Consider the following 14,891-nt stretch of genomic DNA (forward strand, 5'->3'; position numbering starts at 1 on the left):
GTGACTGTTTAATTTACAAAACTGATAATTTGGCGATATTTTCGGCTTCGTAGATGTGAATCTGATAGAATATCGCCTTTTGTTTTGTTCTGAATTTGTTCATGAATGCTGTTGTTGTGGCGATTGCTGTGATGTTTTTACTATCACTAGCACGCGTTTCTGTCGTATTGACATTAGTGGTCTCTGCCATTGTTGGTGGTCTTGTCGCGGGTTTAAGTCTTTCTCAAACAGTTGAAGCTTTTAATGCTGGTCTGGGTGATGGAGCCGAAGTTGCTCTCGCTTATGCTGTATTAGGTGCATTTGCACTCGCTCTCTCTAAATCGGGTTTACCCGACCTGCTTGCTCATAAACTTATTGGTCTGTTGGGAATGGAAGCGGGGAAAAGCCGTGAAACCAAAGTAAAATATTTACTCTTAGGTATTTTACTTATTGCTGCCATTTTCTCTCAAAACCTCATACCGGTTCATATCGCGTTTATTCCTGTACTGGTGCCGCCATTATTACGAGTCATGAATCATTTAAAACTAGACCGCCGTGCAGCAGCTTGTGTCCTGACTTTAGGTTTAGTAGGTACTTATATTTTTCTACCCGTTGGCTTTGGTGCGATTTTCCTTGAACAAATTTTGATGGGGAATATCAACAAAATCGGTGCTGCTTATGGTTTGCATGTAGAACGTGGGATGATGCCAATTGGCATGGCTATTCCAGTTTTAGGTATGGTTTTAGGTACTTTGGTTGCAGTATTTATTAGTTACCGTAAGCCAAGAATTTATGCGGACCGTGCCATTACCCCTGTAGCTACCATTGATTTAGACAAACCTCTGCGTGCAACAGCGCAAGATGAAACAGTAGATCTAAAAGCAGATGCAGAAGAACTTAAACACGAAGCAGAGCAAGGCCCTGTAATTGCGAAAAAAACAATTTTTATGGCTTTACTGGCTATAGGTCTCACTTTAGTTGCACAGCTTTATTCCGGCTCAATGATTTTGGGTGGTTTAGTAGGCTTTGCGGTTCTGTCTACAGCCGGCATTTTTAAATGGCAAGATGCAGATGATGTCTTTGTACAAGGCATGCGAATGATGGCTCTAGTAGGCTTTATTATGATCTCTGCCGCCGGTTTCGCTTCAGTCATGACGCATACAGGAGATATCAATCAACTGGTTAAAGGGGTGGTTGAAATCATTGGTGATAATCGTGCGCTCGCGGCTTTCTTAATGCTGAGTATTGGTTTATTTGTCACGATTGGTATTGGTTCATCTTTTTCAAGTGTGCCTGTTTTAGCAGTTATTTATGTACCTTTATGTGTACAGTTTGGTTTTTCGCCATTAGCGACAATTGCATTGATTGGTACAGCTGCGGCTTTAGGTGATGCTGGATCTCCAGCTTCCGATTCTACCTTAGGACCAACAGCTGGTTTAGGGATCGATGGACAACATGACCATATTTGGGATACCGTCATTCCAACATTTATCCACTTTAATATTCCATTGTTAGTTTTTGGTTGGATTGCAGCCATGGTTTTATAAGTTTTTTATAATATATTAAATTAAAACCTTCTTAATAATTATCTTAAGATAAGCATTGAGAAGGTTTTTTTATGCTCTAAATAAAATATGTATTTAAAATAAATTATATTAAAATACTCGGAATTTAAAGTATATTAAAAAGGTTGGTTATATAAAATAATTCTGATTAATTAAGTTGGGATAAAAACCAATTAAAATGGTTGGTTAATATATATTTTTATTTAAAACAGTTATTTAAAAATAAATATAAAAATAATTTTATAATGGGTGTTGCATCAATTTAAAATAAATGTTTATTATAAATATAAATAAGGTTGGAGATATTAACGTGTTCAAAAAAGCTTTGATTATTGCATTAATGGGGATGTCTTCATTTACTTTTGCTGGTAATTGGCAAGTAAAATTTGGGGGTAGTGTTATTGCTCCATCTGACGATACAACAACTGCTTTAGGTGTAGTAAAAGCTGATCATGAATATGCATTTACACCATCAGTTGAATACTTTTTTGGTGAATCACCTTTTTCGGCAGAATTATTATTAGCAGCGCCGGTTAATCATGATGTTTTATTAGACGGTAAAAATGTAGCACGTATTAAACAATTACCTCCGACAATTACCGCAAAATATCATTTTAAAAACTCAACTCGTTTCACACCGTATATTGGTATCGGGGCGACAGCATTTATTCCTTGGGATGAACAAGGTGTTGCTGACAAAGTAAAAGAAGATTTTGGTGTAGCTGGACAAGTTGGTTTTAACTTCCAACCTGCTGATGCGAAAAATTGGGGGGTATTTGTAGATGTTCGCTATGCGGATATTAGCCCAGAAGTTACTTTAACAAATGGTGCTAAATTTGACTTGGATATTAATCCGTTTGTTTACACTTTAGGTTATAGCTATAAATTTTAAGCATAATAATAAATAGAAAAAATATAATAACAAACCTAGACTCAGGCACCTCACATAGATTTTATGTGAGGTTTTTTATTTTATTGCTCTCACTAAAAAAAGCATAAAACAGACAGTTTTATACATATTCTTTTGGTCTTTATTTTTAAACTATTTTTTATATATTTTTAAAGGAATAACCTCATGAATAGAAAATTTGCCATAGGTCTAGCACTTTTTAGTGGCATCACTCTTGCTCATAATGTACAGGCTGCTAGTTTTTCCTGTGATGCTGCAAAAACTAAGACTGAGCTGAGTATTTGCAAAAATCGTTCTTTAAATGATGCTGATGTCAAAATGGCAACAACATATCAAATTGTTTTACATGCATTGCCAATGGGTGGCCGTGATAATCAAAAAGATACACAGCAGCAGTGGTTAAAAAAAAGGAATGCTTGTGCAGCTAATGTAAGTTGTATTTCTAAAGCTTATCAGCAGAGACAACAACAATTGGACTCTATCTTGCAAGATAGGGTACTAAGTCATGGTCCATTTTAATTAAAGAAAAATTTTTTAATATTCAGGATTGAAAAATTGTAGAAGTACTCCATTCATAAAGCATTCGAGAACAAACAAACTTCAAAATTTAAGGAGTGATTTATGAGTGAACAAGCATCACAAAATTATAGTTTCCAAGCAGAAGTAGCCCAGCTTTTACATTTAGTGACGCATTCTCTCTATTCGAACCCTGAAATTTTCTTACGTGAACTTATCTCTAATGCATCTGATGCATGTGATAAGTTGCGTTTTGAAGGAATTAATCATCCTGAATATTATGAAAATGATCCGGACTTACATGTACGCATCAGCTTAAACAAAGAAGATAAAACTTTAACGATTTCTGATAACGGTATTGGATTAAGCCAACAAGAAGCAATTGATAACTTGGGTACTATTGCAAAATCAGGCACTAAAGACTTCATGTCAAAATTAACGGGCGACCAGAAAGCGGATGCTCAGTTGATTGGTCAGTTTGGTGTTGGTTTCTACTCAGGTTTTATTGTTGCCGATAAAATTACAGTTGAATCACGCCGCGCAGGTCTCGATGCTTCTGAAGGGGTGCGTTGGATCAGCGGTGGCACAGGTGAGTTTGAAGTTCAGCAAATTGATAAAGCTTCACGCGGTACTGACATTATTCTTCACCTGCGTGATGACGCGCTTGATTATTTAGAGTCTTATAAAGTTAAGCAAATCGTTAATAAATACTCTGACCACATTAGCTTGCCAATTGAAATGCAAAAAGAAGTTTGGCAGGAAGAGGAGGTTGCTGAAGGTGAAGAGCCTAAAGGCGGCCAAATGGTCAAGACTGATGAATGGGAAGCGATTAACTCTGCAAGTGCTTTATGGACACGCAACAAGAGTGAAGTGACAGAAGAGCAATATGTTGAGTTCTATAAAAACTTAACTCATGACTTCGAAGCACCACTGGCTTGGGCACATAACCGTGTTGAAGGTAGCACCGAATATACCCAATTACTTTATATTCCAAGTAAAGCACCACATGACATTTTTACACGTGAAGCAAAAGCGGGAATTAAGCTGTATGTAAAACGTGTTTTCATTATGGATGATGCGGATAATTTAATTCCAAACTATTTACGCTTTGTTCAAGGTGTCGTGGACAGCGCCGATTTACCGCTTAATGTGAGCCGTGAGTTGTTGCAAGAAAGTCGTGATGTTAAAACAATTCGTGAAGGTAACGCACGCCGTGTACTCACTTTGCTTGATGGTTTGGCTAAATCAGAAGATGAAAAAGACCAAGAAAAATTCAAGACCTTCTACACTGAGTTTGGCTCAGTACTGAAAGAAGGCTTGGGCGAAGACTTTGGTAACCGCGAACGTATTTTAAAATTATTACGTTATGCAACTTCAACAAATGATGAAGTGGTAACTTCTTTTGCAGACTATAAAGCGCGCATGAAAGAAGGCCAAAAAGCCATTTATTATGTTACTGCTGACAGTTTAGCTGCTGCTAAAAACTCTCCACAGTTGGAGTTGTTTAAGAAAAAAGGCATTGAAGTATTGTTAATGGCAGAGCGTGTTGATGAGTGGGCAATGAACTTTGTTCATGAGTTTGACGGTACACCATTAAAGAATGTATCTAAAGGCGCTGTTGATTTAGGTGACTTGCAAGATGCAGAAGAGAAAAAGGCACTAGAGCAAGCGGCTGAACAGTTTAAACCTGTTGTTGAGAAATTAAGTGATTCATTGAAGGCTAAAACTAAAGAAGTACGTGTAACGACCCGTTTAGTAGATTCTCCTGCGTGTTTAGTAACAAGTGAAGGTGAGTTGTCTCCTCAACTTATTCGTATGCTCAAACAAGCAGGGCAAGCTGTACCTGAAATCAAGCCAATTTTAGAAATTAACCCTGAGCATCCTTTAGTGAAAAAACTTGAAGGTTCAGAGCAGTTTGATGACTTGGCAAACGTGATTTTTGATCAGGCTGTGATTGCAGAAGGTGGTTTACCAGAAGACCCTGCAGCTTATGTGAAGCGTATTAATAGCTTATTGTTGAAATAATATTTGATGTAAAAAAGCCTCTGAACTGTCAGAGGCTTTTTTTGTGGATAAAGAAAGAGTTATCCACAACTTGATGATTTTTGGCTAAAAATTAGCTTCTAAATTCATTTGGACACTAAGCTGATGTTTCGGGTCATCATCAATATGATTAAAAAAATTAAGATCATTTTGCATAAAAATCCAATCTCGCCATACGGGCTGGCGCCATGAAATATAAGGTCCCCAACTATTTACCCGCATGTCATTTTTAGTATATACACCGCCACTATAAATGCCGTAAGTCAGACTATTATCTTTTACGAACTCAAATTGCTGAAAAGTCCAATTGCCCCAGTTGAATTCTTCATTTTCACTCTTATTCACATTAAATTTGTTAGCAAACAGGGTGTTGTCTTGCATCTTTTGCGTTAAGTTTAGCGTGGTTTCAGTATAGTTTCGGCTGGTTGAGCCATAGCGAAAGACTTGTTCGGTATCTATGCTAATGTTATGTCTTAAATTCCATTTTTTTTTGGCAAGAAATTGTACATAAACATCACTTTCTGAATTTGAGCCTAAATCAAGATTATTTTCGAAAGGCATCCATGTTGAAATCGTATCCCAGCTTGCAGTAATTGGGTTGCTGATCGAAATATGGGGTGTTGAAGCTTTCTTCTTTTTCTTACCCAAGGTTTTATAAGGTTGTTTGTGCTGGGTTGCTCGGTTCCACAGCGTATCATTTCCAAACACGGCCATCAGGTCCTGAATGAGTGCTGCATCTGAATCATTATTATTTTCTACTTCACATGGTGAATTTGAAAAAGTTAGAGAATGACTTTTGCTTTTTATGAATAGGCTCGACGGATGTAGGGAGCGTCTCGTGGAGCGTTGATGCTTTAAGGGCGTAGAGAAAAGCTGTGTATGAGGGATTAAAACCAACATACCTAAACTATAAATACAAAGTAGAGCTTTAGATTTATATTCAAATGACAAAGAAGAGAATTGATTCATTTTTCTGAAAATCAGGAATCAAAAGTTAGCTCAGTATTGTAAGGGAAAAAGCTTAAATTTTTATTTAAAAGTATTTTATTATTCATCACCTTGGAGATAACCTCCAAGGTGATCTTGCTCAATTAGAAAAGTGCTTCTAAACGTAAGAATGTGCTGACAAAATGGTTACGGTCTTCACGGTGGTCATTAAAGTAGTTGACGTCACCTTGTACAAAGAACCACTCACGTAAGAGCGGCTGACGCCATGATACAAATGGCCCCCAACTGTTTAAGCGTAAATCGTTGTCGTTGTAATAGCCACCTGTGTAAATACCATAGTTAAAACGGTTATTTGCAAAGAAACTATGTTCACGGAAAACTCGGTTTTCCCATGTTAAATCATCATCTTGATCGTCAGCATAAGTTAGGCTGAACTGATTTGATAAGATGGGTTGATTTGGACGAGCATGGGTGAGTTCCAAATTAGTACGTAAATAATTTTCACTATGAATGCCATAGCGATAAATTTCTTCAGCATAAAACTTAAAGTCATTACGGAGTTGCCAATCTCTTGATGCTTTTAAGCGAACATACACGTCGTCTCCAGAACGAATACCTAAGTCGGCATCTGTTTCAAACGGCAGTTTTTTAGAGAAATTTGACCAACGTAATGCGATTGAGCTGTTATCATCTCGTGTTCGTTTAGTATCAAGTTTCTTATTTGAATCTTGATTTGGGTTCTGGTTAATATTGGCTGGACTATTATTAAATTCGTTATCTAAAGAGTCATCACCAAATACTACGCTTAAGCGTTTTTCTAGCGTCGGGAGTTTAATTTTACCGCGTATTCTTGGCTTAATTTCAAAGTTATCATATTCGTTCCAATAGTTATCAATCATGACTCGAATGGTGGCCGAAGCAGGCTTTTGAGGGTCGACTTCACCAAACCAGTTATCAATTTTTTCTGAAGTGTGATCGGCCCAATTTCGAATTTTCTTTTGCTTACGGTCAAACCAGGTCTGGTCTTCGGTCTGCTCGGTAGGTGGAACAATTGGTTCGTTGGACTGCTCCGGAAAAATCGTTGGAGTGGCATCAATCCACCTTGGAATTTGATCTAAAAGATTTTCATCTTTATTTTCTTCGGTTTGTACTCCAGATGACGAACCATTGACTTGTTGAGTTGAAGAAGAATTTACTTCTGCATGAGCCATGCATATAGAACCAAATCCCAATGTTACAAGTGCAAAAAGCTGCCGATACGTAATAACGTGAAATGTTTTCATATCTATCTTTATGTTTTGTTGTTATTGCCACTTTTGTTGATTTTTCTAATAAAATCAAGAGGACGACACAAAAGTTAAGTAAATTTAACTTTTCTTACATATTTGAAATAACTTAAAAAGTTTAAGCTATTAGCGAGAATTTTTAAGCAAAAAAAATCCCCCAAACTAGGGGGATTTTAGATCAAGGAAACTTCAAATTCCGATCATTAAACACATAAAAAACAGAACATTACAGCGCGAATATTCTAAGTGGCAATCATAAACGCATTTTAAGCAATTGAATAGTTCTTTTTTTAGAACGCTCTATTGCTAAAACGATGATAAAACATACGATTTGTTCACACTTTGCAATTAAGACTGTTTATTTTGTGGAATATCACATGTTTCATCATTACAAACAGCAGCATCATCTTGCTCGATTTCTTCAGCATTTGCCTTCAGCTGTGCTTGTTCTAAGACTTGTAAAAACACTTCACGAGGTTGTGCGCCTGCAAGCGCAATTCTTTGATCAAATACAAAGAATGGTACGCCTGTTACATTAAGTTGCTCATGCGCAATCTTTTCGTCATGACGAACAAAGTCAGCTAATTCATTTGTATCGAGTACATATTCAACTTCGGCATTATCTAGGCCAATACGAGAAGCGATTTCTTCTACGACTTCGCGTTCGCCAATAGCTAAACCTTCAGTCATATAAGCGTGAAAAAAGGCTTCTTTTGCTTCGTTACCTAAGCCTTTACTTTGAGCTAGGTGAATAATACGGTGGGCGTTAAAGCTATTGCCTGAGTTGGCTTTTTGCCATTGGAAGTCGATTCCTTCAGAGGCAGCCATGGCCGCAATGTTGCGCTCCATTTCTTCCATCTCTTCATAGGTACGACCATATTTTTTCGCTAAACGCTCAGTATTTGAAGTGTCGTGGGTCGCTGGCGCATTCGGATCTAACTCGAAACTATGCCAATGAATATCAAGTTCAATGCCAGCTTCAGCCGCGACATGCTCAAGGCGTTTTTTGCCGATGTAACAAAAAGGACAAACTACATCAGACCAGACATCAACACGCATGGGAGAATCTCATAAATTTTAATTACTCATCATAATAGGGATGATGTACAAGGATTTAAAGCATTGAATAGCGAATAGAGTGTTGCGTATTGTGAAATAAATGACATATAAAGAAGTAAGAGCTCTATTTTATAACTATAAAGAGCAAAACTATAAGAATGGAAATAGGAGGTGTGTATGCGCCGAATTTTGATTGCGATTGCAGGTTTGGTGGTAATTGCAGGTATTGTCTTTTTTTCCTATCAACATATTAAACAGCAACAAGCTAAAGACAGTAGCCAAATGTTCGATGTGGTGATGAATGAAAAAATGAGTGAACTTTATGAACAGGCTCAAGATTGGTCTAAACCTGTACAACTCGATATTCATGATAAACGGCTCGCAGGGCATTATAAGCAAGTCTCAGAATTTCTTTTAAGTTATTGGGTTCAAAATGTAAATGCGCGTAATGAATATTTAAGAGAACTAAAGGCTGCAAAATGGGATACTTTTTTAAATGTTGACCGTTTGGATATTGATAAAAAACAAAAATATGCTGAAACAGAAAAGATGTTGGCTGACGTTCGAAAAGCTTCAGATAAATACCAATCTGAATATGAAAAAATTCATAAAATCTTTCTCGCTAAAATACAGGAATTATCTGTTGATGCAGATACCAGACAACTTCTTGAAATGAAATTGGGAACTCAGCAAAAGGCTGATCAAGACCATACGATTTTTATGATTGAGCTGCAAATTTTAGATGACGCAGAGCAAATGTTTAAACTTCTAAAAAACTATTCGTGGCAAAAGAAAGACCATATGATTCTTTTTCATGAAAATGCTCAAGTTAAAAAATTTAACGAGCTTTACCAACATGTCTTAAAGCTTAATGCAAAAATTGAAAGTATTAAGAAAAAGAACGTGGCTGCTTTAGAAAATGAGTTAGAAGAATAATTACAGCATGAGCATCAATCATGATGTATTGGTGCTCTCAGCTTTGCCTTTTATCAAGAAAGATTGTAATAAACTTTGAGAAGTTTGTAGTTTGTTTAACTGCTCCGATACATGCATCAGCTCTGTTTGTAGCTTTTCTTGAACAATAGGGCAAAGCGTAAATACCCTTTCATCTAAATCAAAACATGGTAATAACACTTGGATATCTTTTAGTGTCATACCCGCATCATTTAATATTTTAATTTTCTTAATATTTTCAATATCTTTTTGCGTATAACTTCGATAGTTATTACTTGCTCGATGCGGTTGTATTAGCCCTAAACTTTCATAATAACGCAGCATACGCGGACTAACTTTTGTAAGCTCAGCGACTTTAGCTAGGTTCATAAAATAGGCTTGACCTTAACAGTGGTGTCATAGTTTAGCATGTTTTTATCTTTCAAAATGGTACTTGTTCAATGATCAGAAAACTCATTTTATTGGTGTTATTCGGATTAATGTCATTTGCTGCAAATACCAAAACACTGGAACATTAGGAGAAGAACATGCGTCAAATATTTGTACTTCACGGTTATTCGGCTTCTATACATGATCACTGGTTCTTGGACCTAAAAAATCAAATAGAAGACGAAAATACCTCTGTTACTTTAATACCATTTCCAGATTCTGAGCATCCCAATGTAGATGCTTGGCAGAAGGTTTTAGATGAACAGATACCAGAGGTTAATGAAAATAATTATTTTGTGGCACATAGTTTGGGTGTCATTACCCTACTGCACTTTTTGCAAAGACATGATTATAAAAATATTGGAGGAATGATTTTAGTATCCGGATTCTCTGGACCAATTGCAGATTCTTCCCCTCTCACAGCTTATATAACAAAGAGCAAAGTCGACACCAATTATTTTAAGAGCATAAAGAAAAAGTTGGTGTATTTATCTGATAATGATGATTTGGTTCCACCACACTTAACGATTCAATTGGCTAAGGATATTGATGCGCCGTATATTACTGTTCCTAATGGCGGGCACTTTTTAGGTCGGGAAGGTTATACGGCATTTCCTCAATTGGTCGACTCTTTAAAAGAAATGTTAGAGAATAAATAAAATCTATAAGATAAATCTCACCCTATAAATGGTTATAACTCATTTATAGGGTGGTTTTTCTATTCAGCTTTTTATTAAGAAAGTCCCTTACTATTACATTAAAAATTTTAATTATATTTACCGTTTATCTGAGCCTTACTGAATCAAAAAGCAGTTTGTTGTAGCCTATTTATAGAGACCTTTATTTGAATCTTCATCTTTTGATTGAAACAGGATGACTGATTTTTTGGAGCTAGTTATGAACTTTCTAAAACAATCAGCTTTAATCGCTGCATTTGCTTTTATGGGTTTACCAACTGTTCAGGCAGAAGAAGTAACGACTTTACCCACTATTCGCGTTATGGCTGAATCTGAGCTACGTGATGAGGTGGGCTTTGTGCCGTTTCAAGAAGATAAGAAGGTACGCCAAGCACTACAACACCATGAATATAAAATACATAACGATATACAGAATGCTTTAGTCCCAGAAGGGATGACGACCATAGATTATCAGCCCGTTATGGCGCAGCCTGATCTCTCACAACTTTCTCCATTTTTACGAGAATATATTCTAGCGGTAGCGGGCGGGATTCAGTCTTCTGACCCAACCAATGGTCTTTTTGAAATGTTAAAACCGTTGAACATTAACCGAAGTAATGTCGATGCTTATCGTGAAGGTACGATGAAAGTAAATTTAGATGATATTTTGAAATTACAGCAACAAATCCAAGATGGTTTAAAAGGCCGGTAAAATAAAAATCCCCGCATTGAGCGGGGATTTTTTATCTTGGTGTTAATTAAACACGTTCGATAATCGTTGCGATACCTTGACCAAGGCCGATACACATGGTCGCAAGACCGATTTGAGTATCTTGTTGTTCCATTACGTTTAACAACGTAGTGGTGATACGAGCACCTGAACAGCCTAGTGGGTGACCAAGAGCGATTGCACCACCATTTAAGTTCACGATGTCTTGTTTGTCATACAGACCTAAGCCTTTAAGAACAGACAAGCCTTGTGCAGCAAATGCTTCATTTAACTCAACAGTCTGGATATCAGCAATTGATAAGCCAGCACGCTTAAGCGCTTTTTGAGTCGCTGGAACTGGACCGTAACCCATGATTGCTGCGTCACAGCCTGCTACTGCCATAGAGCGAATGACAGCACGTGGTTTTAAACCTAATGCTTGTGCACGTTCAGCAGACATAAGCAACATTGCAGAAGCACCGTCAGAAAGAGCAGAAGAAGTTGCTGCTGTTACTGAACCACCTTTAGGGTCAAATACAGGTTTTAATGCTTTGAATGCTTCAAGGTTTGCATCTGGACGAATCACTTCGTCGATGTCACAAAGGATTTTGAAACCATTTGCATCGTGGCCTTCAACACCAACGATTTCATTTTTGAAACGACCTTCCTGAGTTGCAGCCCAAGCACGGCGGTGAGATTCGACACCGAACGCATCTTGTTCTTCACGAGTAATGCCGTTCATACGACCTAACATTTCAGCAGTTAAGCCCATCATATTAGATGCTTTTGCATAGTGTTTAGATGCTTCTGGGTTAAGGTCGATGCCGTGCATCATACCTACATGGCCCATGTGCTCTACACCACCAATAATGAAGATGTCACCTTGGTTAGTCGCAATTTGTGCAGCCGCAGTGTGGATTGCCTGCATAGACGAACCACAAAGACGGTTCACTGTTTGACCAGCAACAGTTTTAGGCAAGTCAGCCAATAAACCGATGTTACGGCCAATGTTCATACCTTGTTCTAGAGTCTGGTTTACACAGCCCCAGATCAGGTCTTCAACTTCGTTTACATCAAACTGGTTACGGGCAACGAGCGCACGTACAAGTTCAGCAGATAAACTGTCGGCACGTACATTACGGAACATACCGTTTTTAGATTTGCCCATGGCAGAACGAACGCCATCAACAATCACAACGTCACGTGGATTTAAAGTAGCCATTCACGTCGCTCCTTAACCGTAGAATTTTTTATTGTTAGTAGCCATGTCGCGCAACATTTGCGGCGCTTCATAAGCCTTACCTAAGTGTGCATATTTATCGCAAAGTGCAACGTATTCAGCAACACCTGTTTGGTCGATGTAACGGCATGGACCACCACGGAATGGAGGGAAACCTACACCCATAATCATTGCCATGTCTGCTTCAGATGCAGTTGCTACAATCTTGTCTTCCAAGCAACGAACTGTTTCGTTACAGAAAGCAAGCATCATACGGTCAATGATTTCTTGGTTATCAAATTCGCGTTTTTCGCCAGTTACGAACGGAGCAATCACTTCATACGCTGTTGGATCAACAGTTTTTGCTTTCTTGCCTTTCTTGTCGAGTTCGTATTTGTAGAAACCTACGTCATTCTTTTGACCAAGACGCTTCGCTTCATACATTGCTTGGATTGCGCCTTTGTAGTCTGGCTTCATACGGTCAGGGAAACCTTCAGCCATTACTTCTGCACCATGCACACCTGTATCAATACCTACAACATCGATCAGGTAAGCAGGGCCCATTGGCCAACCAAACTTAGACATTACATTGTCGATTTGTTGGAAATCTGCGCCGTCTTTTACAAGAAGGTCAAATGCACCGAAGTAAGGGAACAATACACGGTTAACCAAGAACCCTGGGCAGTCGTTTACAACGATTGGTGTTTTACCCATTTTTTGAGCAAGAACGACTGTCGTTGCAATTGCTTCTTCAGAAGTCTTTTCACCACGAATAACTTCTACAAGCGGCATCATGTGAACTGGGTTGAAGAAGTGCATACCAACGAAGTTTTCAGGACGTTGTAATGCTTTTGCCAAACGTGTAATTGAAATTGTAGAAGTATTAGAAGCAATGATCGTGTTTTCACGAACATTTTTCTCAGTTTCTGCAAGTACGATTTCTTTAACTTTTGGATTTTCAGTTACCGCTTCGATCACGATGTCGACTTCTTTAAACTCTTCGTAGCTTAAAGTAGGACGGATGCGAGCAAGCGTTTCACCCATTTGTGCAGGCTTCATTTTCTTGCGTTCAACTTGCTTAGTTAACAAGTTGTTAGCTTCTGACATACCTAGTGCAAGTTGTGGGTTACCAATATCTTTCATGATAATTGGAGTGCCTTTGCTTGCTGCTTGGTAAGCAATACCACCACCCATAATACCTGCACCTAGAACAGCCGCTTGGTTTACAGGGTGAGCACCTTTTTCATGTTGTTTAGATGCCTTTTTCACAACTTGGTCATTGATGAATAGACCAATCAATGCGCCAGCTTGTGGAGTAATTGCTGCTTTAGCAAAGCCTTCAGCTTCAGCTTTTAATGCTTCATCACGTGCAAGGCTTGCACCAGCTTGTAATGAATCAAGTAATAGTTTTGGAGCAGGGTATTGAGCAGGATTTGCTTTAGCAAGTACTGCACCTTTTGCTGTGTTGAACGCCATCATTTGTTCAAGCGGATTCAATTTTACAGCTTCAAGTTTTTCTTGGCGTTTTGCTTTCCAGTTTAAACGACCAGAAATTGCTTGTTTAACCAAGTCAGTTGCAGCATCAAGTAATTTGTCAGCAGCAACCACAGCATCTACAGCGCCATCTTTAAGTGCAGCAGCCGGTTTCTTTGGAGTAGCCATTGCCATCCATTCAACAGCATTATCAATACCAATAAGACGGCTTAAACGAACACTACCACCGAAACCAGGGTAAATACCGAGTTTGATTTCTGGTAAACCGACTTGTGCAGCTTCTGACATCACGCGATAGTCACAAACTAAACACATTTCAAAACCACCGCCCAAAGCCATGCCGTTAATAGCAGCAACTTTTGGAACGTCTAAATCTTCAAAGCTATTGAAGATTTCGTGAACAGGCATAAGCCAGTCAACAATCGCTTTTTCGCCTTGTGCGAAGTTTTCACCAAACTCGGTAATATCTGCACCTACAATAAAGGTAGATTTACCAGAAGTTACGACTAAGCCTTTAATATCGTTATTAGCTTTTACAGCCGCGATAGCAGCTTTGAAATCTTCAATTGTTGCACGGTTAAATTTATTGACCGACTCACCTTGTAAGTCAAAGCGGAATTCTGCAATTCCGTCCGCAAGCATTTGGACGGTAATGGCATTGCCAGCGTGGATCATGCCTGATCTCCTTAGTTTTGGAGGATTTCTAAGTTGATGTTATGAAGCGTGTGTACAGCTCCGGTACACATTTATGCTTCGCTAATCTTACGATAACTATATCTAAAAAGAACCCGACAAGTTGTATCAAGCCGTGACGCAAGGGTCATCTTATTTTTTGTTGAATTCATACCACTTAAATGCATAAAGAAAATCATAGAGATAGCTATTGGTTAGAGGTTTTTGTTTTAATTTAAGTTTTTAATTATAAAAAGTATAAATCTTTAATTCTTTATATAAAAAATGTGAATTTTATTCCTTTCACTTCTTGTCAAAAAGGTCAATTGTTCTGGTGTAATGACTGAAAAAACCGACTATAAAGTCACAATTTTCTAATGAATTAGAACCACAAAAATTTACGTACTATTTTTTATATTAAAGTACTTAAT

General features: G+C 38.0%; 13 protein-coding genes. 7 read left to right on the forward strand and 6 right to left on the reverse strand.

The annotated features are described in order from the left end of the window. Nucleotides 1-101 precede the first annotated feature (101 nt). From ABLC00_RS01650 to htpG, 4 genes are all read left to right on the forward strand, one after another. Nucleotides 102-1,526: a Na+/H+ antiporter family protein gene (locus tag ABLC00_RS01650; RefSeq protein WP_033846376.1), complete on the forward strand. Its 1,425-nt coding sequence runs from the start codon at nucleotides 102-104 to the stop codon at nucleotides 1,524-1,526. A gap of 328 nt (nucleotides 1,527-1,854) precedes the next feature. Further along, complete coding sequence (locus ABLC00_RS01655; protein ID WP_002156917.1) at nucleotides 1,855-2,436, forward strand: OmpW family protein; 582 nt, start codon at nucleotides 1,855-1,857, stop codon at nucleotides 2,434-2,436. A 183-nt stretch (nucleotides 2,437-2,619) separates the two neighbouring features. Beyond that, nucleotides 2,620-2,973 carry a lysozyme inhibitor LprI family protein gene (locus ABLC00_RS01660; protein ID WP_004883592.1) on the forward strand — a complete coding sequence of 118 codons (354 nt, stop codon included), beginning with the start codon at nucleotides 2,620-2,622 and terminating at the stop codon, nucleotides 2,971-2,973. Nucleotides 2,974-3,075: 102 nt separating this feature from the next. Continuing rightward, a complete protein-coding gene (htpG, locus tag ABLC00_RS01665; RefSeq protein ID WP_004710874.1) occupies nucleotides 3,076-4,995 on the forward strand; it encodes a molecular chaperone HtpG in 1,920 nt (639 codons plus the stop codon). Between the two features lie 84 nt (nucleotides 4,996-5,079). Here the strand turns inward: htpG and ABLC00_RS01670 are convergent, their stop codons facing one another. The 3 genes from ABLC00_RS01670 to ABLC00_RS01680 form a co-directional block, all read right to left on the reverse strand. Further along, nucleotides 5,080-5,982, reverse strand: coding sequence for a hypothetical protein (locus ABLC00_RS01670; protein ID WP_033846377.1), 903 nt, complete (start codon nucleotides 5,980-5,982; stop codon nucleotides 5,080-5,082). 122 nt (nucleotides 5,983-6,104) lie between these two features. Then, entirely contained in the window at nucleotides 6,105-7,244 is a 1,140-nt protein-coding gene (locus ABLC00_RS01675; RefSeq protein WP_025467987.1) for a hypothetical protein, read from the reverse strand. Nucleotides 7,245-7,595: 351 nt separating this feature from the next. Beyond that, complete coding sequence (locus ABLC00_RS01680; protein ID WP_002156938.1) at nucleotides 7,596-8,306, reverse strand: DsbA family oxidoreductase; 711 nt, start codon at nucleotides 8,304-8,306, stop codon at nucleotides 7,596-7,598. Between the two features lie 177 nt (nucleotides 8,307-8,483). Between ABLC00_RS01680 and ABLC00_RS01685 the strand changes: the two genes are divergently transcribed. Next, nucleotides 8,484-9,242, forward strand: a complete 759-nt coding sequence (locus tag ABLC00_RS01685; protein WP_002156981.1) for a hypothetical protein — start codon at nucleotides 8,484-8,486, stop codon at nucleotides 9,240-9,242. Between the two features lie 18 nt (nucleotides 9,243-9,260). On the opposite strand, the gene ABLC00_RS01690 is transcribed toward ABLC00_RS01685, so the two are convergent. Continuing rightward, on the reverse strand, nucleotides 9,261-9,629 hold the full coding sequence (locus ABLC00_RS01690; protein WP_006580936.1) for a MerR family transcriptional regulator: 369 nt from the start codon (nucleotides 9,627-9,629) through the stop codon (nucleotides 9,261-9,263). 158 nt (nucleotides 9,630-9,787) lie between these two features. Here ABLC00_RS01690 and ABLC00_RS01695 point away from each other — a divergent pair, with 158 nt between their 5' ends. Together ABLC00_RS01695 and ABLC00_RS01700 are read left to right on the forward strand one after the other, a co-directional pair. Continuing rightward, nucleotides 9,788-10,348, forward strand: coding sequence for an alpha/beta hydrolase (locus tag ABLC00_RS01695; protein WP_033854528.1), 561 nt, complete (start codon nucleotides 9,788-9,790; stop codon nucleotides 10,346-10,348). Nucleotides 10,349-10,586: 238 nt separating this feature from the next. Further along, a complete protein-coding gene (locus ABLC00_RS01700; protein ID WP_002156995.1) occupies nucleotides 10,587-11,078 on the forward strand; it encodes a hypothetical protein in 492 nt (163 codons plus the stop codon). Nucleotides 11,079-11,124: 46 nt separating this feature from the next. Here the strand turns inward: ABLC00_RS01700 and fadA are convergent, their stop codons facing one another. Then, nucleotides 11,125-12,297, reverse strand: a complete 1,173-nt coding sequence (gene fadA, locus ABLC00_RS01705; RefSeq protein WP_002157046.1) for an acetyl-CoA C-acyltransferase FadA — start codon at nucleotides 12,295-12,297, stop codon at nucleotides 11,125-11,127. Nucleotides 12,298-12,309: 12 nt separating this feature from the next. Then, on the reverse strand, nucleotides 12,310-14,463 hold the full coding sequence (fadB, locus tag ABLC00_RS01710; protein WP_033846379.1) for a fatty acid oxidation complex subunit alpha FadB: 2,154 nt from the start codon (nucleotides 14,461-14,463) through the stop codon (nucleotides 12,310-12,312). Nucleotides 14,464-14,891 lie beyond the last annotated feature (428 nt).

It is taken from the genome of Acinetobacter nosocomialis (genome assembly GCF_041021905.1).
GTDB lineage: Bacteria > Pseudomonadota > Gammaproteobacteria > Pseudomonadales > Moraxellaceae > Acinetobacter > Acinetobacter nosocomialis.

Excerpts from the sequence above, each read along its gene's own strand:
- ABLC00_RS01695 (WP_033854528.1), top strand. The coding sequence starts at position 9,788 with ATGCGTCAAATATTTGTACTTCACGGTTATTCGGCTTCTATACATGAT.
- ABLC00_RS01670 (WP_033846377.1), bottom strand. The coding sequence starts at position 5,982 with ATGAATCAATTCTCTTCTTTGTCATTTGAATATAAATCTAAAGCTCTA.
- ABLC00_RS01675 (WP_025467987.1), bottom strand. The coding sequence starts at position 7,244 with ATGAAAACATTTCACGTTATTACGTATCGGCAGCTTTTTGCACTTGTA.
- ABLC00_RS01685 (WP_002156981.1), top strand. The coding sequence starts at position 8,484 with ATGCGCCGAATTTTGATTGCGATTGCAGGTTTGGTGGTAATTGCAGGT.
- fadB (WP_033846379.1), bottom strand. The coding sequence starts at position 14,463 with ATGATCCACGCTGGCAATGCCATTACCGTCCAAATGCTTGCGGACGGA.
- ABLC00_RS01650 (WP_033846376.1), top strand. The coding sequence starts at position 102 with ATGAATGCTGTTGTTGTGGCGATTGCTGTGATGTTTTTACTATCACTA.
- ABLC00_RS01660 (WP_004883592.1), top strand. The coding sequence starts at position 2,620 with ATGAATAGAAAATTTGCCATAGGTCTAGCACTTTTTAGTGGCATCACT.
- ABLC00_RS01700 (WP_002156995.1), top strand. The coding sequence starts at position 10,587 with ATGAACTTTCTAAAACAATCAGCTTTAATCGCTGCATTTGCTTTTATG.
- ABLC00_RS01680 (WP_002156938.1), bottom strand. The coding sequence starts at position 8,306 with ATGCGTGTTGATGTCTGGTCTGATGTAGTTTGTCCTTTTTGTTACATC.
- ABLC00_RS01690 (WP_006580936.1), bottom strand. The coding sequence starts at position 9,629 with ATGAACCTAGCTAAAGTCGCTGAGCTTACAAAAGTTAGTCCGCGTATG.
- htpG (WP_004710874.1), top strand. The coding sequence starts at position 3,076 with ATGAGTGAACAAGCATCACAAAATTATAGTTTCCAAGCAGAAGTAGCC.
- fadA (WP_002157046.1), bottom strand. The coding sequence starts at position 12,297 with ATGGCTACTTTAAATCCACGTGACGTTGTGATTGTTGATGGCGTTCGT.